The 21,333-nt window shown below is 75.6% G+C and carries 22 protein-coding genes; 14 read left to right on the forward strand and 8 right to left on the reverse strand.

Going from position 1 to position 21,333, the window contains the following annotated elements; all coding sequences use genetic code 11:
* The first annotated feature begins 307 nt into the window (after window positions 1-307).
* Window positions 308-1,306, forward strand: a complete 999-nt coding sequence (locus tag ACSLIC_RS18190) for a hypothetical protein (protein WP_436738761.1) — start codon at window positions 308-310, stop codon at window positions 1,304-1,306.
* Here ACSLIC_RS18190 and ACSLIC_RS18195 read toward each other — a convergent pair.
* Window positions 1,303-3,444, reverse strand: a complete 2,142-nt coding sequence (locus ACSLIC_RS18195; protein WP_436738762.1) for an alpha/beta fold hydrolase — start codon at window positions 3,442-3,444, stop codon at window positions 1,303-1,305. The two genes, ACSLIC_RS18190 and ACSLIC_RS18195, sit on opposite strands and share 4 nt — an antisense overlap.
* A 216-nt stretch (window positions 3,445-3,660) precedes the next feature.
* On the opposite strand from ACSLIC_RS18195, the gene ACSLIC_RS18200 reads away from it, so the two are divergent.
* From ACSLIC_RS18200 to ACSLIC_RS18220, 5 genes are all read left to right on the forward strand, one after another.
* The gene (locus tag ACSLIC_RS18200; protein ID WP_003950656.1) at window positions 3,661-3,855 is read left to right on the forward strand and encodes a hypothetical protein; all 195 of its coding nucleotides are present in this window, start codon (window positions 3,661-3,663) and stop codon (window positions 3,853-3,855) included.
* Window positions 3,856-3,936: 81 nt separating this feature from the next.
* Window positions 3,937-4,860, forward strand: a complete 924-nt coding sequence (gene mshB / locus ACSLIC_RS18205; protein ID WP_436738763.1) for an N-acetyl-1-D-myo-inositol-2-amino-2-deoxy-alpha-D-glucopyranoside deacetylase — start codon at window positions 3,937-3,939, stop codon at window positions 4,858-4,860.
* Window positions 4,857-5,321 carry a DUF6113 family protein gene (locus ACSLIC_RS18210; RefSeq protein WP_436738764.1) on the forward strand — a complete coding sequence of 155 codons (465 nt, stop codon included), beginning with the start codon at window positions 4,857-4,859 and terminating at the stop codon, window positions 5,319-5,321. Before mshB ends, ACSLIC_RS18210 begins: the two co-directional genes overlap by 4 nt.
* 222 nt (window positions 5,322-5,543) lie before the next feature.
* Window positions 5,544-7,601: a hypothetical protein gene (locus ACSLIC_RS18215; RefSeq protein ID WP_436738765.1), complete on the forward strand. Its 2,058-nt coding sequence runs from the start codon at window positions 5,544-5,546 to the stop codon at window positions 7,599-7,601.
* 189 nt (window positions 7,602-7,790) lie between these two features.
* On the forward strand, window positions 7,791-8,654 hold the full coding sequence (locus ACSLIC_RS18220) for an ABC transporter substrate-binding protein (protein ID WP_436738766.1): 864 nt from the start codon (window positions 7,791-7,793) through the stop codon (window positions 8,652-8,654).
* Between the two features lie 414 nt (window positions 8,655-9,068).
* Here the strand turns inward: ACSLIC_RS18220 and ACSLIC_RS18225 are convergent, their stop codons facing one another.
* Entirely contained in the window at window positions 9,069-9,902 is an 834-nt protein-coding gene (locus ACSLIC_RS18225) for a transglutaminase family protein (RefSeq protein WP_436738767.1), read from the reverse strand.
* Window positions 9,902-10,909, reverse strand: coding sequence for a GNAT family N-acetyltransferase (locus tag ACSLIC_RS18230; protein ID WP_436738768.1), 1,008 nt, complete (start codon window positions 10,907-10,909; stop codon window positions 9,902-9,904). The genes ACSLIC_RS18225 and ACSLIC_RS18230 overlap by 1 nt, the downstream gene beginning before the upstream one ends.
* Before the next feature lie 143 nt (window positions 10,910-11,052).
* On the opposite strand from ACSLIC_RS18230, the gene fdxA reads away from it, so the two are divergent.
* Window positions 11,053-11,373, forward strand: a complete 321-nt coding sequence (gene fdxA, locus ACSLIC_RS18235) for a ferredoxin (protein WP_030669097.1) — start codon at window positions 11,053-11,055, stop codon at window positions 11,371-11,373.
* Between the two features lie 122 nt (window positions 11,374-11,495).
* The gene (gene dapC / locus ACSLIC_RS18240) at window positions 11,496-12,614 is read left to right on the forward strand and encodes a succinyldiaminopimelate transaminase (protein ID WP_436738769.1); all 1,119 of its coding nucleotides are present in this window, start codon (window positions 11,496-11,498) and stop codon (window positions 12,612-12,614) included.
* Between the two features lie 61 nt (window positions 12,615-12,675).
* Here the strand turns inward: dapC and ACSLIC_RS18245 are convergent, their stop codons facing one another.
* From ACSLIC_RS18245 to ACSLIC_RS18255, 3 genes are all read right to left on the reverse strand, one after another.
* Complete coding sequence (locus tag ACSLIC_RS18245; protein WP_436738770.1) at window positions 12,676-13,086, reverse strand: ATP-binding protein; 411 nt, start codon at window positions 13,084-13,086, stop codon at window positions 12,676-12,678.
* Between the two features lie 231 nt (window positions 13,087-13,317).
* Window positions 13,318-14,133, reverse strand: a complete 816-nt coding sequence (locus ACSLIC_RS18250; RefSeq protein ID WP_436738771.1) for a pyridoxamine 5'-phosphate oxidase family protein — start codon at window positions 14,131-14,133, stop codon at window positions 13,318-13,320.
* 51 nt (window positions 14,134-14,184) lie between these two features.
* Window positions 14,185-15,102, reverse strand: a complete 918-nt coding sequence (locus ACSLIC_RS18255; RefSeq protein WP_436738772.1) for a hypothetical protein — start codon at window positions 15,100-15,102, stop codon at window positions 14,185-14,187.
* 62 nt (window positions 15,103-15,164) lie between these two features.
* Here ACSLIC_RS18255 and dapE point away from each other — a divergent pair, with 62 nt between their 5' ends.
* Both dapE and ACSLIC_RS18265 read left to right on the forward strand, forming a co-directional pair.
* Entirely contained in the window at window positions 15,165-16,244 is a 1,080-nt protein-coding gene (gene dapE, locus ACSLIC_RS18260) for a succinyl-diaminopimelate desuccinylase (RefSeq protein ID WP_436738773.1), read from the forward strand.
* A gap of 155 nt (window positions 16,245-16,399) precedes the next feature.
* Window positions 16,400-17,191 carry a TIGR00730 family Rossman fold protein gene (locus tag ACSLIC_RS18265; RefSeq protein ID WP_436738774.1) on the forward strand — a complete coding sequence of 264 codons (792 nt, stop codon included), beginning with the start codon at window positions 16,400-16,402 and terminating at the stop codon, window positions 17,189-17,191.
* A 53-nt stretch (window positions 17,192-17,244) separates the two neighbouring features.
* Here the strand turns inward: ACSLIC_RS18265 and ACSLIC_RS18270 are convergent, their stop codons facing one another.
* Entirely contained in the window at window positions 17,245-18,051 is an 807-nt protein-coding gene (locus ACSLIC_RS18270) for an AraC family transcriptional regulator (protein ID WP_436738775.1), read from the reverse strand.
* Window positions 18,052-18,100: 49 nt separating this feature from the next.
* Between ACSLIC_RS18270 and ACSLIC_RS18275 the strand changes: the two genes are divergently transcribed.
* Window positions 18,101-18,535: a DUF2000 family protein gene (locus ACSLIC_RS18275; RefSeq protein WP_436738776.1), complete on the forward strand. Its 435-nt coding sequence runs from the start codon at window positions 18,101-18,103 to the stop codon at window positions 18,533-18,535.
* 290 nt (window positions 18,536-18,825) lie between these two features.
* Here the strand turns inward: ACSLIC_RS18275 and folP are convergent, their stop codons facing one another.
* A complete protein-coding gene (gene folP, locus ACSLIC_RS18280; RefSeq protein WP_436738777.1) occupies window positions 18,826-19,686 on the reverse strand; it encodes a dihydropteroate synthase in 861 nt (286 codons plus the stop codon).
* Between the two features lie 138 nt (window positions 19,687-19,824).
* On the opposite strand from folP, the gene ACSLIC_RS18285 reads away from it, so the two are divergent.
* Genes ACSLIC_RS18285 through aac(6') form a run of 3 tightly spaced genes read left to right on the forward strand, consistent with a single transcriptional unit; the run spans window position 19,825 to window position 21,307 of the window.
* Window positions 19,825-20,226 carry a DivIVA domain-containing protein gene (locus ACSLIC_RS18285; protein ID WP_436738778.1) on the forward strand — a complete coding sequence of 134 codons (402 nt, stop codon included), beginning with the start codon at window positions 19,825-19,827 and terminating at the stop codon, window positions 20,224-20,226.
* Complete coding sequence (locus ACSLIC_RS18290; protein WP_436738779.1) at window positions 20,223-20,828, forward strand: DNA-3-methyladenine glycosylase I; 606 nt, start codon at window positions 20,223-20,225, stop codon at window positions 20,826-20,828. The genes ACSLIC_RS18285 and ACSLIC_RS18290 overlap by 4 nt, the downstream gene beginning before the upstream one ends.
* On the forward strand, window positions 20,825-21,307 hold the full coding sequence (gene aac(6'), locus ACSLIC_RS18295; protein ID WP_436738780.1) for an aminoglycoside 6'-N-acetyltransferase: 483 nt from the start codon (window positions 20,825-20,827) through the stop codon (window positions 21,305-21,307). The genes ACSLIC_RS18290 and aac(6') overlap by 4 nt, the downstream gene beginning before the upstream one ends.
* Window positions 21,308-21,333 lie beyond the last annotated feature (26 nt).

A 21,333-nucleotide genomic window follows, 5' to 3' on the forward strand; every position in this document is an offset into this window, starting at 1 on the left:
TGCTGGAGTGGTTCGCGCCTCGGACCGGGCGCCCACCGGCCTCGCCCTCGACGCCGAGGCCGGTGCGGTGGGCTGGAGGAGGTCGCGCCCGGCACGCAGGCGGCGGAGCCGCCCGCCGTCCCGCCCGGTGCGGTGGGCGAGCTGATGGCGGCGGGCCGGCTCCGGGCGCCCGCGCCCGCCCCGCGTGCCTCGTCCTGCTGCTCTGGGCCCGCTCCCGGAGCGCACGGTGCTCCCGGCTTCGTCGGCCCAACTTCCCTTGGTGCGGGCCCCCTTGTGGGGAACGCGGGTTGCCGGAAGGATCGCGGGCATGGGGGAGACACAGATACTCGGGCGGGGCGGGCGTGTCGCCGGGTCCGTCGTCAGTTCCTTGCTCGCCGCCGTGCTGCTCGGATGGGTGGTCCGCGATCTCGCCGTCGTCGGGCCGCCGGGCCTGTGGTGGCAGTGGGCGGGGAGGTCGGCGGGGTTCGGGCTGCTGGAGAGCTCCCGCACCACCGGCCTGGACGTGCTGCTGCTCGCGATCCACGCGGTGGTGGCCGTCAAGGCCATGCGCTCGGACTCGGCGGCCGTGCTGCTGGGGGCCACGGGCGCGCTCACCGTCGCCCTGCGGCTGCCCGCGGTGGTCGACCACCTCCAGCGGGCGGGCGGGGCCGAGCTGTTCGGCGGGCCGGCTCCGGGGGCGCTGGCGACCGCGGCGGGCTCCGTGCTCGGCGGGCTCGTCCTGATCGCCGTCGCCGGCGCCGGACGGCGACCGGCCGGACCGAGGGCGCGGGCCGGCGTACCGGGGCGCGCGCCCGCCGCCTGGGCCGGAACGCTGCTGCTGCTCGGCGGGGCCGTGCTGCTGGCCTGGCAGGCCCACACGATCGTGACCTACGGCTGGGAGCGGTACGCCGCGGTCTACTTCGGCACCGGCGGCCCCCGCGGCTCGGTGCTGCTGGGCGAGGTCGGCTGGCAGACGGTCGCCCTGGCCGGCTTCGCGCTGGCCGCCGGGGTGGTCTGCCTGCGACGGGGCCGGGGCGCCCGGGCCCTCGGGGTGCCGGCCGCCCTCCTGGTCGGCGGCACCCAGGCACTCGTCCTCGGCGCCTACCTCGAAGGCTCGGTGTACGAGCAGCTCACGCTCGTCGACACCTACGCCCAGCTGGCGCTGGTGACGCCGCCGGTGCTCTGCGTGCTCGCGGCCGTGGTGCTCGCCGTGCTGCTGCCGCGCCCGGCCGCCGGCGACCCCGGGCAGGCCGGCCCGTACGGCCCCGGCCCGGCGCCCTGGCAGACACCGGCACCGGGGCCGTACGGCGCCCCCGGCCCGCGTTAGACCACGCCCAGCGACCGCTTGAGGAAGTCGACCTGGAGCAGGAGCAGGTTCTCCGCGACCTGTTCCTGCGGGGTCATGTGGGTGACGCCGGAGAGCGGCAGCACCTCGTGCGGGCGGCCCGCCGCCAGCAGGGCGCTGGACAGGCGCAGGGTGTGCGCGGCCACCACGTTGTCGTCGGCGAGGCCGTGCACGATCATCAGCGGCCGGTGCTGCTCGGCGGGGGCGGACAGCCCCTCGTCGGTGACCAGCGAGTTGCGGGCGTAGACCGCGCCGTCGGCCTCGGCCGGGTCGCCGAGGTACCGCTCGGTGTAGTGGGTGTCGTAGAGCCGCCAGTCGGTCACCGGGGCCCCGGCCACGCCCGCGTGGAAGACGTCGGGGCGGCGCAGCACGGCGAGGGCCGACAGGTAACCGCCGTACGACCAGCCCCGGATGCCGACCCGGGTCAGGTCGAGCGGGAACTCCTCCGCCAGTGCGTGGACCGCCTCCACCTGGTCGTCCAGGGTGGCGGTGAACTCGTGGCGGATCGCCTTCTCCCAGGCGGGGGAGGTACCCGGGGTGCCCCGGCCGTCGGCGACGATCACCGCGAACCCCTGGTCGGCGAACCACTGGGAGGTCAGGTAGGCGTTGTGGGAGGCGAGCACCCGCTGACCGTGCGGGCCGCCGTACGGGTCGAGGAGGACCGGGAGCCGGCCGTCACCTTCGCGGTAGCCGGCGGGGAGCAGCACGGCGGCGGGGATCTGGCTCCCGCCGGCCCGGGTGAGCGTCGGCCGAGGGGCGATTACCGGACTTTCTGCGTGCGAGGCGACGACGGCGATCTCCTTGCCCTCGCGCAGGACGCGCACCCGCTGGCCGGGCCGCTCCAGCGTGGCGGAGACCAGCACCGTGACCGGGCCGCCGCGCACCGCGCCGTGCACACCCGGCTCGGTGCTGAGCCGCTCGGTGCCCAGCTCGTTGACGCGCAGCACGTGGATCTCGCCGGTCTCCGGCGCCTGGGCGCCCGGCCCCGCCGAGACCGAGACCAGCACGTCGTCGGCGCCCACGTCGAGCAGGCCCCGGACGTGGAAGGCGTCCGAGGTCAGCGGCCGGTCGCCGACGGCCAGCACCCGCGCGCCGCCCTCGTCGGTGATCCGCACCAGCCGCCCGTCCCCGGTGCGCGCCGGGGCGCCCGCGTGCAGGTCCAGCCAGCGCGGGTCCTCGTCGGCGTGGATCATCCGGGTCGCGCCGGTGGCCGGGTCGGCGGCCAGGTAGAGCTGGCCGCGCTGGTCCCGGCTCTGCACCAGCAGCAGCGGGCCCGTTCCGTCCCACAACACCCGTGCCAGGTACGGGTAACGCCCCCGGTCCCAGCTGATCTCGGTGCGCTCCGACCCGTCCAGCGGGTACGCGAAGAGCCGCACCTCGGCGTTGGGGGTGCCCGCCGCCGGGTACGCCACCCGGGCCGGTTCGGCCGCCGGGCGGGCCGGGTCGGCGATCCACCAGCGGGCCACGGGCGCGTCGTCGGCCCGCTCCACCAGCAGCGCAGAGCTGTCCGGCGCCCACCAGAAGCCCCGCGCGCGGTCCATCTCCTCGGCCGCCGCGAACTCCGCCAGGCCGTACGTCACCGACTCCGACTCCGGCTCGGCCACCGCCCGGTCACCGCTGCCGTCGGCCGCCACCACCCTGAGCGCGCCGCCCACCGTGTACGCGACGTGCCGGCCGTCGGGCGAGGGGCGCGGGTCGATCACCGGTCCGGGCACGTCGAGTTGACGCACCGGCGCGGGCGAACTGCCCTCGGGACGCAGGTCGGCCACGTAGAGCCGCCCCGAGAGAGTGAACGCCGCCGTGCCGACCGCCTCGTCCACGGCGTACCCGACGATGCCCGCGCCGCCCTCCCGGCTGCGCTCGCGGCGGGCCCGCTCGGCGGCCGAGAGCCGCTCGCCGGCGCCGGCCAGCAGAGCCGCCGGATCGGCGACGGGGCGTTCGTGCGGGGCTCCGTCCAGGTCCAGCACCCAGAGGGCCTGGGCCCGCTCGGTGCCGGAGGCGGAGCGCAGGAAGACGACCCGGGAACCGTCGGGGGCGACCGTGAACGCCCGGGGCGCCCCGAGGGTGAACCGCTGGGTCCGCGCGTGCTGCCGCGGGAAGCTGAGGTGATCGGTAGGCATGCCAGGAGACTATGGCTCAAGCGCCCCCTTGTGCTGCCGTGCGCCGATCCATGCGCGTGTACGGATAGTTATGATCCGTAGCGCCTGGTGGGTATGTATCTCCTGACCGGGCTGTTCCGCCCTGCCCGCACACGAGTTGACCGCGTCGCCCCGCCCGGGGACGGCGTCGCAGATCCAAAGAGATCGGTCCACCGAGGAAACCGGAGGTGATCCGCCGTGGCACTCTCGATTTCGGCGGTGGTGCTGCTGCTGATCGTCGTCGTCCTGCTGATCCGTAAATCGGGTCTCAAGAGCGCGCACGCCCTGGTCTGCGTCCTGCTGGGCTTCTATCTGGCCAGCTCGTCCGTGGGCCCCATGATCGGGGACTTCACCTCGAACGTGGCGGGCATGATCGGCGGCATCAAGTTCTGACCGCCCGCGGTGGGGGCGCCCGACGGCGCCGTCCCCGTGGCCTGCTCCGTCGTGCGCCCGGCCGCCTCGTAGGGTGGGCGTATGACGGATCTGCCCGCCCTACGGCTCCTGCTCGTCCACGCGCACCCGGACGACGAGTCCATCAACAACGGCGCCACCATGGCCCGCTACGCCGCCGAGGGCGTCCACGTCACCCTGGTGACCTGCACCCTCGGTGAGGAGGGCGAGATCATCCCGCCCGAACTGGCGCGGCTCGCCGCCGACCGGGACGACACGCTCGGCCCGCACCGGATCGGCGAGCTGTCCGCCGCCATGCGGGAACTCGGCGTCCGGGACCACCGCTTCCTCGGCGGCGCCGGACGCTACCGCGACTCCGGGATGATGGGCCTGCCCCAGAACACCGCTCCCCGCGCCTTCTGGAGCGCCGACGTGGACGAGGCCGCGCTCCACCTGGTCGAGGTGGTCCGCGAGGTCCGCCCGCAGGTCCTGGTCACCTACGACCCCGACGGCGGCTACGGCCACCCCGACCACATCCAGGCCCACCGGGTCGCCCACCGCGCCGCCGAACTCGCCGCCGACCCGGCGCTCCGCCCCGACCTCGGCCCGGCCCACCGGATCACCCGGATCTACTGGAACCGCCTGCCGCGCACGGTGGCCGAGGAGGCGTTCGCGGCGCTCCCCGAGGTGCTGGCCGACTCCCCGTTCACCCGGTCCGCCGCCGTCGCCGACCTCCCCGGCGTCGTCGCGGACGAGCGGGTCACCACCGTGGTGGACGGCACCGCGTACGCGGGGGCCAAGGCCGCCGCGATGCGCGCGCACGCCACCCAGATCACCGTCGCCGAACCGCTCTTCGTCCTCTCCAACGAGCAGGCCCAGCCGCTCTTCGCCGTCGAGTACTACGAGCGGGTCGCCGGTCCGCCCGGAGCGCCCCGGGGCGAGCGGGAGACGGACCTGTTCGCGGGGCTCGGCGGCGCCGACGGCACCGGCGCCGGGAGCGCGCGATGAGCCCCGCCCGGGGCAGCGGCGCGTCCCGCCCCTCCGGAGCCGCCCGTGCCCGCGCCCAGGCCGGGGAGAAGCCGCCGTCGGCGGCGCAGCTGCTCGGCTTCTCCGGCGCCGGCTTCGCCCCGCGCCGACTGGCGCTGTACGTCCCGCTGTTCCTGCTCGGCGCGGTGGTCGGGGTGGCGGGCAGCCTGGTCCAGGCGGCCTGGTTCCCCGGCGGGCTGCTGCTGGCGCTCGTCGCCGCCGTGGGGGTCTTCACCGGCTCCGGGCGGCTGGCCGGGGCGCGAGGCGGGGCCGTCGCGTCGGTCGCCGGGTGGATGGCCGCCGTCATCCTGCTCACCACCACGCGGCCCGAGGGCGACTTCGTCTTCGCGGCGGGCGGCGGCTCGTACCTCTTCCTGCTCGGCGGGATGGCGCTGGCTGTGATGTGCGCCACCATCTGGCGCCCCAGTCCGGGCGACGGCTGACGGGAGGGTCCCAGGACGCCCGAGGCGTCCCAGTTGGGACCGGACTTACCACTTCCGGCACACCGGCACCATGAGCCCCACGGATGGTTTGAACGCCCGGCGCACGATAAGGACCGGTGGCGGACAGTATGGTGGTGCGCGCCGCCGAACCGCCCCAGGGGGTGTCTGAAGAGCCCCGAGCAAGGCCGACAGGGGCGGTGGAGCCGATCGGGAGAACCTGCCTTGAGTCGTGAAACTGACAGTTCGTCGTCCGGACCCCAGGGCCGCGACACCACCGCCTACCCCTCGGGGACACCGCCGTACGGGGCGTCCGCCGCGGGTGGCGCCGACGAGCGCGGCCCGGCCGCGGACGGCCGAGGCGACGCCGAACGGAAGACCGAGACCACGCTGACGACGCGTATCCGGATCAACATCCCCGGATCGCGGCCCATCCCGCCGGTCGTCATGCGCACCCCCGTCGCCGACAAGGAGGCCGACGCCGAGACGGGCGGGACGGCGGCGCCCGAGCCCGCCGCCGAGCGGCCCGCGCCCCCTGCCCAGGACGGCGGAGAGCGCCCCGGCGGCCACGCCGGTGCCGACGCGCCCGCCGACGAGGCGCCGCGCCCCGCCGACAAGCCGACCAGCGACTGGTTCGCGCCGCGCAAGAGCACCACCCGTCCGGGTGCCGGTAGCACCGGCGGCGCGGGTGCCGCCCCGCGCGGTGGCGCCGGCCAGGGCGGCACCCCGCCCGCGCCCGGCTCCTCGGGCCCCGCCGCGGGCGGCCCCGGCTCCTCCGGGTCCGGCCCGCGTCCGGGCTCCGGGAAGGCGCCCTACGGTTCGGGCGCCGTCGGCGACACCGGCCCGACCGGCACCCCGGGCCGCAACGGCACCACCGGCTCCTTCGACGTCTCCCGGGCCGTCGCCCAGGGACCGCTGGGCCCCGGCCCCGGTGGGCCCGAGGGCCCCACCGGCGGCCCGGTCAGCGGCGACTCGACGGTCCGCTCCGTCCTCTCCGACGCAGCCGGCCCGCCCGCCCGGCCCGGTGACACCGGGAGCACCCCGCGTCCCGGCGGCGTGCGCCCACCGGCAGGGCCGATGGGCGACGACACCGCCGTCCTCACCCCGCAGAAGCCGGCGCCGGAGCGGACCGGCGGGCGCGTCTCCGGCGACACGCCCACCAGCGGCCTGCCCGTCGTCCCGCCCGGCCCCGCCGCGGGCGGCCCGGGCGGACCGTTCGGCTCCGGTGGCCCCGGCGGACCGGGTGCCCACCGGGACGGGCCCCTGCCGCACACCCCGCCCCGGCTGCCCGAGCCACTGGAGGAGCCCGAGTCCGAGCCGGCCGGGCCGGCGAAGAAGAAGGGCCGCAACAAGCTGGTCCTGGTCGGCGTGTTGGTGGTCGTGGCCGGTGCCGGGCTGTACGGCGCGGGGCTGCTCATGGGCCACGCCGACGTGCCCAAGGGCACCACCGTCCTCGGCGTGGACATCGGCGGTTCCACCCACGACGAGGCGGTCAAGAAGCTCGACGCCGCCTTCGGCGAGCGCACCGCCCTGCCGCTCGCCCTGGACGTCGACGGCAAGCAGGCCGACCTCAAGCCCGCCCAGGCCGGCCTCTCGCTGGACAGCGAGGCGACCGCCCGGTCCGCCGCCGCCAGCGACTACAACCCGGTCACCGTGATCGGCTCGCTCTTCGGCCAGGAGCGCGTGGTCGAACCGTCGATGCCGGTCGACCGGGAGAAGCTGGCCGACGCCCTCGACCGGCTCGCGGGCACCGCCGGGTCGGCCGTGGAGGGCTCGATCTCCTTCACGTCCGGCAAGCCCGTCCCGGTCTACGGCAAGGCCGGCAAGACCCTCGACGTCAAGGGCTCGGTCAACGCGGTCGAGCAGGCGTACCGCACGCAGGTGGCGACCGGGGAGGCCGGGCCGGTGGCGGTGCCGATGGCGACCCGTGAACCGACGGTCTCCAAGGCCGAGGTGGACCGCATGATGAAGGAGTTCGCCGTCCCGGCGATGTCCGGCATCGTGAAGGTGGAGGCGGAGGACGCCTCCATCCCGTTCGGCCCGGAGCGCTCGCTGCGGCAGATCCTCGGCGTGCAGGCGGTCGACGGCAAACTGGTCGAGAAGTACGACCAGGCCGCGGTGAAGAAGCTGTACGGCAACACCTTCGACGGCATCCTGATCACCCGGGGGACCGGCGACAAGACGCCCGTCACCCCCGAGGACGTCATCGGCGCGATGCGCCAGGCGCTGCTCGGCACGACGCCCGAGGAGCGCGTCGGGGTCATCGAGACCGACGCGAGCTGACCCGCCCACGACGGCCGCCCACCCCCTGCCGGGGGTGGGCGGCCGTCGCGTTCTCCGCTTTCGGGACCACGTCGACTGGGCGGCCGGTCAAGGGGGTTGGGCGCCGCGCGGGGGGTTGTGCGGAGTCAACGGCGGGCGGATGGTGGGGACCGGCAGGACCGGGCGAGTGTGCGAAGGGGCGGGTGGCGTATGGCGTGGGAGTTCACCGACGACCGGGGTGTCACGGTGCGGTCGGAGCACAGGCCGCAGCGGGTGGCGGCCTATCTCAGGGCGGGCGCGGGACTGGCGGACCTCGGGGTGGTGCCCGTCGCCGTGTTCGGTTCCGGGCACGACGGGGACCGGCCCGACCCGGCCAAGTGGGGCCCGGACGCCCCCGCTTCGGTCCCCTACCTCGGGGCGGCCGGCGCGCTCGACGAGGAACGCCTGCTGAGCGAGCGCCCCGACCTGATCGTGGACGTGACGTACGACGGAAAGCACGCCTACGCCGTGGACGACGGGGCGGCCGAGCGGGCGCACCTGCCCGTCGTCGCCCTGTCGGTCGCGGGCGAGGTGCCGCAGGCCCGGCTGCTGGAGCGGTTCGCGGAGCTGGCGGTGGCCCTCGGCGGCCGGGCAGAGGAGGGCGCGGACCGGCTGGCGGCCGCCGAGGAGCGGCTGCGTTCGGCCGTACTGCGCGCCCCCGGCGTCCGCGTGCTGGCCCTCTCCCCGGCGGGGGAGGAACGGGTCCACCTGGCCCGCCCGCTGGCCTGGCCGGAGCTGCGCCGCCTGGTCGACCTCGGGGTGCGGCTCACCGATCCCGGCGAGGAGGGCGGCGTCAACTGGCGTACGACGGGCTGGGGCAAGGCCGTCGGGCTCACTCCCGACCTGGTCCTCAGCGACGCCCGGGGCAACGCCGAGCAGCCGGCTGCCCTGGCGCACCTGCCGGCCTGGCGCACCCTGACCGCCGAGGCCCCGGTGCTGCCGTGGAACCCCGAACTGCCGTGCAGCCGCCGGGCCGTCGCGGCGTTCCTGGAGCGGCTGGCCGGGGCGCTGGAGGGACTGGCCCGGCCTGCCTGAGCCCGCACGTGCCCCGACTGCGGCACCAGGACCTGGACCGGGGTCGGGGCCGTTCGCGGTGCGGGACCGGCCGGGGGCCGGAGGGATTTCGGGGAGCGGGTGGTGCCGGCGGGACAGGTCGTGGAGTGACGTGGGCGCGTGCCCCGAGGGACGAGGGCTCCGGCCTCCCTTGACGGGGCGTCGTCCCGTTGGGCGGCAGCGGTTTCCAGCCGGGGATCAGGGCGAGCGCCAGTACGAGGCGTCCTACGGCCCCATCGCCATCGACAACGTCGCCGCCGCGCCGCCCGCCTGGAGACCCGGCGGCTCCCCGACTCGCCCAGCCCTCCCGAACCCCTGTCACCGCCCCGCCCGGCCAGGAGTTCGGCGTACCGCTTCGCTCACCCGGGCAGGGTCGGACCCGGGCACCCGGTGCGCTCAGTTCAGCCGCGCCCGCGCCGCCCGTGCCTGGCCCCGGATCAGCTCCGCCGCCTCTGGGTCCACGGCGGCCACCACTTCGGCGTACGACTCCAGTTCGCGTGCGCCGCGCACGAAGTCGGCGCATTTGACGAGGAGTTGCGCGTGTTCGTACCGCAGGTCAGCCGGGTGGGAGGGGAGCAGCAGGGACAGCTCGACCGCCCACAGCGCCACGTCGGTGCGCTCGGGGCGGGCCGCCGCCCAGGCGCGGACGTTGTTGAGCACCCGGCGGACCACCTCCAGCGGGTCGGCCGGGCGCAGCAGCGACGGATCGAGCGGGGCGCCCGTCACGCCGGTCACCAGGAGCGAGGCGTCGGCGGGTGAGAGGAGCGTGCCGCCGTCGAAGGGGTCGGCCAGCACGAGGTCGTCCGGCGGGCCGAAGCCGACCGTGAAATGGCCCGGCAGCGCCACCCCGTGCACCGGGGCGCCCGCGCGGCGGGCCACCTCCAGCCACACCACCGACAGCAGGATCGGCAGGCCCCTGCGGCGCCGCAGCACCTCCTGGAGCAGCGAGGACTCCAGCCGCCGGTAGTCGGACTCGGTGCCGTGGAAGCCGTACCGGTCGCCGAGCAGCTCCGCCAGCGCCAGCGCCCACTCGCGGGGCGAGCCGGGGCGGTAGGGCAGTTCCCCGGCCAGCCGGTCCAGTTCCACCTCGGCCGCGTCGATGCCCGGCTCACCCCGGGCGGGGTCGGCGACCGCCCCGACGAGCAGGCAGAGCCGGGCGAGCCCCGGCCGCTCGGAGCGGGCCTCCTCGGCGAACTCGGTCCGCAGCCGCAGCGGGTCGGGCAGTTCCATCAGGCTCCGTCCCCCGGGGCGCGGTGGTGGTGGTAGTGGTGGTGCACGGTGAACCCGGCCCGCTCGTACAGGGCGCGGGCCGCGGTGTTCTCCCGCTCCACCTGGAGCCAGGCCGCCGAGGCGCCCTCGTCCAGCGCGCGGGCCGCCAGCGCCGCCATCACGTCGGAGGCGAGCCCCCGCCGCCGGTGCTCCGGACCGACCTCGACCGCGGCGAACCCGGCCCAGCGCCCGTCCACCACGCACCGCCCGATCGCCCGCGCCGGGCCGCCCGGTTCGCCGTCGACGACCGCGAACCAGACCGAGGGCCCGCCGGTCAGCACCGCCGTGACCTCCGGCCGTACCGCTCCCACCCGCTGATAGCGGCTCAGCCAGGCCGCGTCCGGCTCGCGGAGCAGCCGGACGGCCGCGCCCGGCGCCCGGTCGGCGAGCGGCGCCAGCGCGCCGGTGCGCAGCTCGGCCGAGACCTCCCGCAGCCAGCCCCGCTCCTCCAGGGCCGCCGCCAGCCGCTCCTGCGTCCCCGCGCCGCCGGTGGCGGTCTGGACGTACGCGGGCAGACCGCGCGCGGCGTACCAGCGGACGACCGCCGCCAGCGCCTCGGGCAGCTCGGTACCCGGATCGCCCAGCGGCAGTACGGAGTTGGCGCGCCGGGTGAAACCGGCGGCGGCGCGCAGCTCCCAGTCGCCGAGCCGCTCGCTCTCGACGGGCGGCCAGCCGCGCGCGGCGATGCGGGCCAGCTCCGGATAGGAGGCGGCCGGGCCGCGGCGCCGGGCCGGGGCCGCCGGGACCGTCTTGGCGGCGGCCAGCGCCGCCTCGGCGACCCGCACCGACTCGCCGGAGCGGCGTGTGATGCTCAGCACGCCACCGGACCACGATGTGAGAACCCCCACCGTGTCGGTGAACCGCGCGTCCCCCGTTCCGGTATCCGTGAACGTACGTACCGAGACGCGTTTTCCCACGTCAGCGGGGGTAATGCGGACTTCCAGCCGTCCGCCGGCAGTGAATTCCACAGCTTCGGCCGCCCCTCCTGTTCGGATCATCTCCCGGAACGGAGATACTAGGGGCGGGCATCGACGACGCCGCGCTCCCGCGCGCCAGGCGGCGGAGCCTGTAGAGACGGCCCGCCAGCGCCCTATCGAGGAGGAACGACAGCGTGACCTACGTCATCGCGCAGCCTTGTGTCGACGTGAAGGACAAGGCGTGCATCGAGGAGTGCCCGGTCGACTGCATCTACGAGGGCCAGCGGTCCTTGTACATCCACCCGGACGAATGCGTCGACTGCGGAGCCTGTGAGCCGGTCTGCCCGGTCGAGGCGATCTTCTACGAGGACGACACTCCTGAGGAGTGGAAGGACTACTACAAGGCGAACGTCGAGTTCTTCGACGAGCTGGGTTCGCCCGGCGGGGCCAGCAAGCTCGGTCTCATCGAGCGCGACCACCCCTTCATCGCCGCACTGCCGCCGCAGAACCAGTAGGGCCCCGGCCCCGCCCGGCTCTGCCGAGACAGTTCGTACGAGGTCCCGCCGGTCGTGCACCGGCGGGACCTCGTCGTCTCCGCGACCCGCACCCACCCCACCAGGACCCGAAAAGAGCAGCCGTGTCCGCAGCCGCGCCCTCTCCCGTCTCCGCGCTCCTCCCCGCCTTCCCGTGGGACAGGCTCCAGCCGTACAAGGAGACCGCCGCCGCCCACCCGGACGGCCTCGTCGACCTCTCCGTCGGCACCCCCGTCGACCCGGTCCCGCCGCTCGTGCGCGAGGCGCTGACGGCCGCCGCCGACTCGCCCGGCTACCCGACGGTGTGGGGCACCGCCGAGCTGCGTGCCGCCGTCCTCGGCTGGGCCGGCCGCAGCCTGGGCGCCGAAGGGCTGACCGAGCGGAACGTCCTGCCGGTGGTGGGCTCCAAGGAGCTCGTCGCCTGGCTCCCCACCCAGCTGGGCCTCGGCCCCGGCGACACCGTGGCCTTCCCGCGCCTGGCCTACCCGACGTACGAGGTCGGCGCCCGTCTGGCCCGCGCCGAACCGGTGGTCTACGACGACCCGGTCACCGACCTCGACCCGGGCCCCCTCAGGCTGCTCTGGCTCAACTCGCCCTCCAACCCGACCGGCCGCGTCCTCGGCAAGGACGAACTGGCCCGCGTCGTGGCCTGGGCCCGCGAGCACGACGTGCTGGTCGTCAGCGACGAGTGCTACCTCGAACTGGGCTGGGAGGCCGACCCGGTCTCGGTCCTCCACCCCGAGGTGTGCGGCGGGAGCCACGAGGGGCTCGTCGCCGTGCACTCGCTCTCCAAGCGCTCCAACCTCGCCGGATACCGTTCGGCGTTCATCCTCGGCGACGCGGCCGTCCTCGGCGAGCTGCTCCAGATCCGCAAGCACGGCGGGATGATGACGCCCGCTCCCGTCCAGGCCGCCACCGTCGCCGCCCTCGGTGACGACGCCCACGTGGCCGACCAGCGCGAACGGTACGCCGCCCGCCGCACCGCCCTGCGCGAGGCCCTGCTCGCCCACGGCTTCCGCGTGGAGCACAGCGAGGCCGGCCTCTACCTGTGGGCCACCCGCGACGAGCCCTGCTGGGACACCGTCGCCCACCTCGCCTCGCTGGGTGTCCTCGCCGCCCCGGGCGACTTCTACGGCCCGGCCGGCGACCGCTTCGTACGGATCGCCTTCACCGCCACCGACGAGCGCGTCGCGGCGGCCGTCGCCCGCCTCACCGCCGTCTGAGAGCCCGGATACGCCGCAGGGCCCGGGGAGCGCTCCCCGGGCCCTGCGGCGTACTGAGGCGTCAGCCGACCGACAGGTCGCCGGTGGGCAGGCCCTTGCCGGGCAGGCCGTTCTGGGCGGCGGAGCCGACCGTGTCGCCGAGCGCGTCGCCCGCGGAGCCCGCGACGGCGCCGACGGCGTCCTTGGCGCCCCCATCGGCCGGGGCGATGGCCCGGCTGGTCTTGCCGAGGGCGGGCACAGCGGCACCGACGGCCCCGGTGCCGGTCTTGCCGACCGTGTCGGTGGCGCCCTGCGCGACTCCGTCGAGGGTGGTGCCGAGGCCCTCGCCGTCCAGGGCGGTCACCCCGCCCAGGTTCGACCCGGTGGGCAGCTCGGCGGCGTTGGCCGTACCGGCGGCACCGGCCACGGGGGCCGCGACGGCGGCGACCAGCAGGGCGGCTCGGGCGATCCGGCGGCTCAGGGGGAGGGACATGATGCTCCTTCTGGGGGGACGTGGGACGTGGGGCACGGGCCGGTGAGGCGGCCGACGCGCCGTCCGGGCCGGTCCGCCCGGCCCTGCGACGCCGTGACTACCGCGCCAGACCGGCGAAGGTTGCGGCACGACCGGATCACGAATCGATAACGCGTCACATTGTCGTCCCGCCCGACAAGCGGCCCGGCGACTCGTCAGCCGAATGCTTTCCGCACCCTCTGAACTAGGCGTTCACCAGCCCGCCGACCCGGCCTCCGGCTCCGCGCGCGCCGGGGTGCGCCCCACACGCACACCCCACCGTCCGGGCGACCTTCCCGTACGGACGTGCGGTGGTGACGGGCCGGCCCCGGGCGCCCCGCCGGAAGAACAGGTTCCTCGGTCCGGACATCCGCCGGCACGTGCCGGCGCGGCGCGGTGAGCACGGCCGTGCCGGGGCCGGTGACCGCGCTCCCCGCGCGAGGCGACAGCCTGGTCGTGGCGGCCCGTTGCGGCGCCGATCTCCGGGGCCGTCCGGACCGGGCCGCCCCCACAGGCCGTCACCAGGCCGAGGAGTTCCGCCGAACACCCCGGCCGGTACCGTTCGTACGCCGCCGCCGGCCCGAAGCCCGCCGTGCGCCCCGCCCTGCCGGTACCGCCTCCCTCACCACGACACGTCGCGCACCACCGGCGGACGTTCGGGCACACACCGCACCAGCCGGGCCGCCGGGTCGTCCGGCGAGGCCGAGAACCGCACCGGCCACCCCTCCTCGGACCGAGGTAGCGGGTCAGTTTCCGCACCGCGCGGGCCCGGTCCAGCTCGACCACCTCGGCGGTGCCCCGGCAGGTCACCGAGAGCACCCGGCCGGTGGCGAGGTCGCAGGTGTCCACCACGAGGGCGACCGCGCGGTCTTCGGCGAGCCGGTGCCCGAGCCGGGCGTACGCTCCCGTCAGCCACCGGAAAGCCCCGTCCTCCCAGAGGAACCGGACCGGCCGCACCGTCGGCCCGGCGGTCGCGACCCGGGCCACCAGCGGCCGGGCGAGGAACTCGCGCACGTCGGAAGTGGCCATGCCCGGAAGGTGGCGCCCGCCTCGCCCGAGGGGAACGGGGCGGCGGCGGACTCAGCCCTCCGCGAGCACGATCCGCACCGTGCCCGTGCCGCCCTTCGCCTCGTCCGCCGAGGTCTCCCAGCCGCTCCCGGTGTGCCAGGAGCGGCCCGCGTACGCGACCTGCGAGACGCCGAGCCTGGTGGCGTTGGCGACCGCCCAGTGGGCCAGCTCCCAGCCCCGGCGCCTGCCGTCGGCCGAGGGGACGGGCACCTCGACCACCCGGGGGCCGTCCGCCGCCTCGTCCGCGCCCCGCTCCGAGCCGGCCGCGCCCGTCGCGGGTAGGACGTCCTTGCCGAAGTCGCGGGTCAGCGCCGCGCGGACCGCCTTCTCGTCGCCGGGCTCCTCGGTGGCGCCGCCGCAGGTCAGCGTCGTGGCGGCACGGCCGGTGAGAGCCGCCGCCAGCAGCGAGGCGTCCCGCTCGTGCTTGGCGTACGCCTGCGGGAAGCCGCTCTTCTGGACCCGCTGGGCCGCCACCGTCAGCGGCAGCCGGGAGTAGCCGGGGACCTCGGCCAGGTGGTCGTAGAACTTCTCCGAGGAGTAGACCGGGTCCATGATCTGCTCGGGTTCGCCCCAACCCTGCGAGGGCCGCTGCTGGAAGAGGCCGAGCGAGTCGCGGTCGCCGTAGTCGATGTTGCGCAGCGAGGACTCCTGGATCGCGGTGGCCAGCGCGATCGTCACCGCCCGTTCGGGCATGCCCTTGCCGGTGCCGACCGCCGAGACGGTCGCGGCGTTGACCGCCATCACCGCGGTCAGCTCGTACGTCTCGGCGGGGTCGTCGGCGGAGCGGACCACGCACCGGGCGTTGGCCGGGGCACCGCCGCGCTGCTGCGCCGCCAGGTAGCCGGCGAGCGCCAGCAGCACGACCAGGGCCGCGCCGACGCGCAGCACACGGCCGCGCCGGAAGAAGGAGGGCTCAGACACGCTGCCCAAGGTACTGGAGCGGCCCCGGGGAGTGCCGGGCCGCCCGCAGGAGCCGCGTTAGGGTCGAAGCCATGGCTCCGACCTCCCTTGACCTCACCCTCGACGCCGCCGCCCTCACCGCCGCCCTCGTCGACCTCCCCTCCGAGAGCGGCGACGAGCACGCCCTCGCCGACGCGATCGAGGCGGCCCTGCGCCCGCTGCCGCACCTGACCGTCGACCGGTACGGCAACAACGTCGTGGCCCGCACCCGCCTCGGCCGCGCCGAGCGCGTCGTCCTCGCGGGGCACATCGACACCGTGCCGATCGCGGAGAACGTGCCCTCCCGGCTCGACGAGGAGGGCGTCCTGTGGGGCTGCGGCACCTGCGACATGAAGTCCGGTCTCGCCGTCCAGCTGCGCATCGCCGCCACCGTCCCCGAGCCCCAGCACGACCTCACCTTCGTCTTCTACGACAACGAGGAGGTCGCCGCCGACCTCAACGGCCTCGGCCACGTCGCGGACGCCCGTCCGGACTGGCTCGAAGGGGACTTCGCGGTCCTCCTGGAGCCCTCCGACGGCCAGGTCGAGGGCGGCTGCCAGGGCACCCTGCGGGTGCTGCTGCGCACCACCGGCGAGCGCGCCCACTCCGCCCGCTCCTGGATGGGGTCGAACGCCATCCACGCCGCCGCCCCCATCCTGGAACGGCTCGCCGCCTACCAGCCCCGCTACCCCCTCATCGACGGCCTGGAGTACCGCGAGGGCCTCAACGCGGTCCGCGTCGAGGGCGGCGTCGCCGGCAACGTCATCCCCGACGCCTGCACCGTCACCGTCAACTTCCGCTACGCCCCCGACCGCACCCCCGAGGAGGCCCTCGCCCACGTCAAGGAGGTCTTCGACGGCTGCGGCGTGGCCGAGTTCGTCGTCGACGACCACAGCGGCGGCGCCCTGCCCGGCCTCTCCCACCCGGCCGCGGCCGCCTTCGCCGAGGCCGTCGGCGGCACCCCGATGCCCAAGTACGGCTGGACCGACGTGGCCCGCTTCAGCGCGCTCGGCGTCCCCGCCGTCAACTACGGCCCCGGCAACCCGCACCTCGCCCACCGGCGCGACGAGCGGGTCGAGACGGCCAAGATCCTGGACGCCGAGAAGCGCCTGGCGGCCTGGCTGACCGCCTGAGCCACCCCGCCGGCCCGGGCCGCCCGTTCACCGCATCAGGGCGGGCCTGACCGGTTTCGCCCGCCGTAACAGCGCTCCGCCTAGGCTGACATGGCAGGACGTCCACCGGGACCCCCGGCGGACGGCGCCGAAGTACCGGAAGAAAAGGGGAGTACATGGCCACTCCACAAACAGCGGATGTGCCCGAGGAGCAGCGGCTCGGCCCCGTCGTGCGACGGCGCGAGCAGATCCAGCCCGGCACCACCGACCAGCGGCTGCTGGACACCAAGAGCGACTCCAGCTGGGTGCACACCGACCCCTGGCGGGTCATGCGCATCCAGTCGGAGTTCGTGGAGGGGTTCGGCGCGCTCGCCGAACTCCCCAGCGCCATCAGCGTCTTCGGCTCGGCCCGGACCGGCCCGGAGTCCTTCGAGTACCAGACCGGCGTGGAACTGGGCAAGGCCCTCGTGGAGGCCGGGTTCGCGGTCATCACCGGCGGCGGGCCCGGCGCCATGGAGGCGGCCAACAAGGGCGCCCGCGAGGCCGGCGGCGTCTCCGTCGGCCTCGGCATCGAGCTGCCCTTCGAGCAGGGCCTCAACCGGCACGTCGACATCGGCGTGAACTTCCGCTACTTCTTCGTCCGCAAGACGATGTTCGTGAAGTACGCGCAAGGGTTCGTGGTCCTCCCCGGCGGCCTCGGCACGCTGGACGAGCTCTTCGAGGCGCTGACGCTGGTGCAGACCCGCAAGGTCACGCGGTTCCCGATCGTGCTGTTCGGCCGGGAGTACTGGAGCGGGCTGGTCGACTGGCTGCGGGACACGGTCGTCGCGCAGGGCAAGTGCGCCGCCAAGGACCTCCTGCTCTTCCACGTCACCGACGACGTCGAGGAGGCCGTGGCCCTGGTCACCAAGGAGACCGAGCCGCGCCGCCACCCCGGCAGCGGCCCGGCCGTCGCCGTCGGCGCCTGACCGCCCCGGCCCGCCGCCCCGGTACGGCCGGGGCGGCGGGGGAGCGGGAGGGGTCAGACGCCCGGGGCACCGGTGCGGGCGTAGTGGCCCGGGGTGGTGCCCACCACCTTCTTGAAGTGCCGGTTCAGGTGCGACTGGTCGTAGAACCCGGCGGACGGCGCCACCTCGCCCGGCGGCACCCCGTCGAGCAGCATCCGCCGGGCCCGGCCCACCCGCAGCGTCGTCAGGTACTGGTGCGGGGCGATGCCGAAGGCGCCGCTGAAGGCGCGGACCAGATGGGCGGGGTGGGCGTGCAGCAGCGTGGCCGCCTCGGCGAGGGTGAGCCCCTGGAGGAGCCGGGCGTCGAGGAGTTCCCGCAGCCGGTGGGCGAGGCCGTGGTCCGGTACGCGGGCCGGGGCGGCGGGCCGGGGCCGCAGGTGGGCGCGGAGCCGTTCGCGGATCAGGGTGAGCCTGCTCTCCGCCTCCAGCTCGTCTCCCGGGGCCGCCAGCGCGGTGTGCAGCCGGCCGACGCGCCGGCGCAGCAGGGCGTCGGCCAGCTCGGGCCGGTCCACCGCCGGGCCGACCAGCTCGGCGCCGAGCTGGCTGAGGTCCAGGTAGAGGACCCGTTTGCGGAAGCCGCGCGCGGTGGCCGGGGAACCGTTGTGCGGGACGTGCGGCGGCAGCAGGGTGACCGTGTCGGCCGGAGTGCCGTGCGGGTGCCGGTCCAGGTCGTAGCGGACCGCGCCGTCGTCCACGATGAGCAGCGTCCACACGTCGTGCACGTGCATCGGGTAGGCGTGCTCGGTGAAGTGCGCGTGGAAGACCTCCGCCACCCCGGCGACCCGGGGGCGCCACGCGTGGATCTCCTGCCGGGCCGCCATGCGAAGAACGTACAAGACCGGGCGGCGGGCCGGTCGGCAGGCTGGGGGTATGACGACGAACGACACCGCGCCCGTCCGCTTCGACACCAAGATCGCCGTGCTGCTCCGCGAGGACCTGGAGAGCTGGCAGCGGCTCAACGTGACCGCGTTCCTGGTCAGCGGGCTCGGCGCGGACCACCCCGAGGTGGTCGGCGAGCGGTACGAGGACGCCGACGGCACCGCGTACCTGCCGATGTTCCGCCAGCCCGTGCTCGTCTTCGAGGGGAGCAAGGAGGTCCTGACGGCCGCTCACGGCAAGGCGCTGGCCCGGGTGCTGCCCCGGGCCGTCTTCACCTCCGACCTCTTCGCCACCGGCAACGACCGGGACAACCGCGCCGCCGTGCGGGCCGTCGGCAAGGACCGGCTCGACCTGGTGGGCCTCGCCGTGTACGGCCCGCGCAACGCGGTGGACAAGGTGTTCAAGGGCGCCCGCATGCACCCCTGAGGCCCGACGCCGCCCAGCCACCCGCCCCGTCGCGAGCAGGCCGTGGGCGGCACCTTGACCGCACCCGCCCCACGTGCTCGAAGCGGTACCCGACACGCGGCCCCGGGGGAGCAGCCGTTCCCCGCCGGGCGCGGCGTGCACGAGTTCGCGGAGGATGCCGGTGGTGCGGGCGCGGGACGCCGAGCGCGGGGTCAAGCGAACCGTCGTACCCGATCCGGGACCCTCGCCGGCCGGGCCGGGGCGAGGCCGGGCCGCCGAGGGCAACGGCGGAGGCCGAGCGGATCAGCCGGCTACGCCAGCCCCCGCCGCGCCACCGCGGGCTCCCGGTGGCCGGCGATCGAGGCGACCATGTCGAGGACCTGGCGGGTCTCGGCCACCTCGTGGACGCGGTAGACCTGGGCGCCGAGCCACGCCGAGACGGCCGTGGTCGCCAGGGTGCCGAGCAGCCGCTCCTTGACCGGGCGGTCCAGGGTCTCTCCGACGAAGTCCTTGTTGGAGAGGGAGACCAGGACCGGCCAGCCGGTCGCGGCCAGTTCGCCGAGGCGGCGGGTGGCCTCCAGGCTGTGCCGGGTGTTCTTCCCGAAGTCGTGGCCCGGGTCGATCATGATCCGGTCGCGGCGCACCCCGAGCGCCACCGCCCGCTCGGCCAGCCCCGTGGTCACCCGGAGGATGTCGGCCACCACGTCCTCGTACGCGACCCGGTGCGGCCGGGTCCGTGGGCGCGCTCCGCCCGCGTGGGTGCAGACCAGGCCGGCGTCGTGGCGGGCGGCCACCTCCGCCAGCTTCGGGTCGACCCCGCCCCAGGCGTCGTTCAGCACGTCGGCCCCCGCCTCGCAGACCGCCTCGCCGACCTCGTGGCGCCAGGTGTCGACGCTGATCACCACGTCGGGGTGGCGCTCGCGGACCCGGGCGACGAAGCCGACGGTGCGGCGCGCCTCCTCCGCGGCGTCCACCTCGTCGCCCGGGCCCGCCTTGACCCCGCCGATGTCCACGATGGCGGCGCCCTCGGCGACCGCCCGGTCGACCCGCTCCAGGGCGGGCCGGTCGTCGAAGGTCGCCCCCTGGTCGTAGAAGGAGTCGGGGGTCCGGTTGACGATCGCCATGATCACCGGCTCGTGCGGCCCGAACTCACGGCGTCCCAGACGCAGCATCCGTCGTACTCCTTCTCGCTGATGGTCGCCTGCGACCTTAACGGGCGGTCGCGCATGGCACGATCGGGGTCCGACGCGTGGCGGGCCACGGACCCGCGCGCGTGATCGTCACGACGTACGAGCGGTGGAGTCCCCGAGATGGTCATGTTCGTGTTCCTGGTCATCGCGCTGGTCGCGGTGGTGGCCGCGGTGACGCTCGCCGTGGTGGGCGGCGGCTCGCGGCCCGTACTGCCCGAGGCCGGGCCGGAGACCGTCGTCGACGCCTTCCCCGAGGACCGGCCGCTGGGCCGCGCCGACATCGACGCGCTGCGCTTCCCCGTGGTCCTGCGCGGCTACCGGATGACCGAGGTCGACGACGCGCTCAGCCGCCTCGGCGCCGAACTCGCCGAACGCGACGCCCGCATCGCCGAACTGGAGAGCGCCCGCGCGGGCGACCAGGCGCACGCCGTCGGCGGAGCCGGACTCCTCGGCCCGCCACCCGCACCGGGCACCGACGACGAAGACCCCGCCGGCCCCGGGAGCGAGGGGGAGCGGCGATGAGCGAGCCGACCCCCGCCCGGGGAGCCCTGCCCGGCCCCGACGGCGCCCCGCGCTGCCCGTGGGGCCTGTCCACCGAGGACTACCTCGTCTACCACGACACCGAGTGGGGCCGCCCCGTCCACGGCGACGACGCCCTCTTCGAACGGCTCTGCCTGGAGGCGTTCCAGTCGGGGCTCTCCTGGATCACCATCCTGCGCCGCCGGGAGTCCTTCCGGGCCGCCTTCGCCGGCTTCGAGATCGCCGCCGTCGCCGAGTTCACCGAGGCCGACCGCGCCCGGCTGCTGGCCGACCCCGGCATCATCCGCAACCGCGCCAAGGTCGACGCCACCCTCGCCAACGCCCGCCTCCTGGCCGACTGGCCCGAGGGCGAACTCGACGCCCTGATCTGGTCGTACGCCCCCGAGCGGGCGGACCGTCCGGCGCCGCGCACCCTCGCCGACGTGCCCGCCGTCACCGACGCCTCGACGGCCCTCGCCAAGGACCTCAAGAAGCGCGGTGTCCGCTTCATCGGCCCGACCACCGCCTACGCCCTCATGCAGGCGTGCGGCCTGGTCGACGACCACCTCGCCGACTGCGCGGCACGCGGGACGGGCACCCGGTGAGCGCCCCGGAGCTACGGGGCGAGCGCGTCGTGCTGCGTCCCACCGTCCCCGCCGACACCGACCGCCTCGACGCGATCGTCCGTGAGCCGGAGGTCGCCCGGTGGTGGTCGCCGCCCGAGGAGTACGCGTCCATGCTGGCCGTCGTCGTCGAGGGCGAGGTGATCGGCGCGATCCAGTTCAACGAGGAGACCGATCCGGAGTTCCGCCACGCCGGGATCGACATCTTCCTGTCGGCCCGGTGGCACGGGCAGGGCCTGGGCCCCGACGCCGTCCGCACCCTGGCCCGCTGGCTCGTGCGCGAGCGCGGCCACCACCGGCTCGTCATCGACCCGGCCGCCGCCAACACGGCCGCCGTCCGCAGCTACCGCAAGGTCGGGTTCACACCCGTGGGGATCATGCGCGCGTACGGGCGCGACCACCGCACGGGCGAGTGGGAGGACGGCCTGCTGATGGACCTGCTCGCGGACGAACTGACCTGAGAGCCGCGTACGGCCGCCCTCCCGGC

The organism is Streptomyces sp. BBFR102, from assembly GCF_051397025.1.
GTDB lineage: Bacteria > Actinomycetota > Actinomycetes > Streptomycetales > Streptomycetaceae > Streptomyces.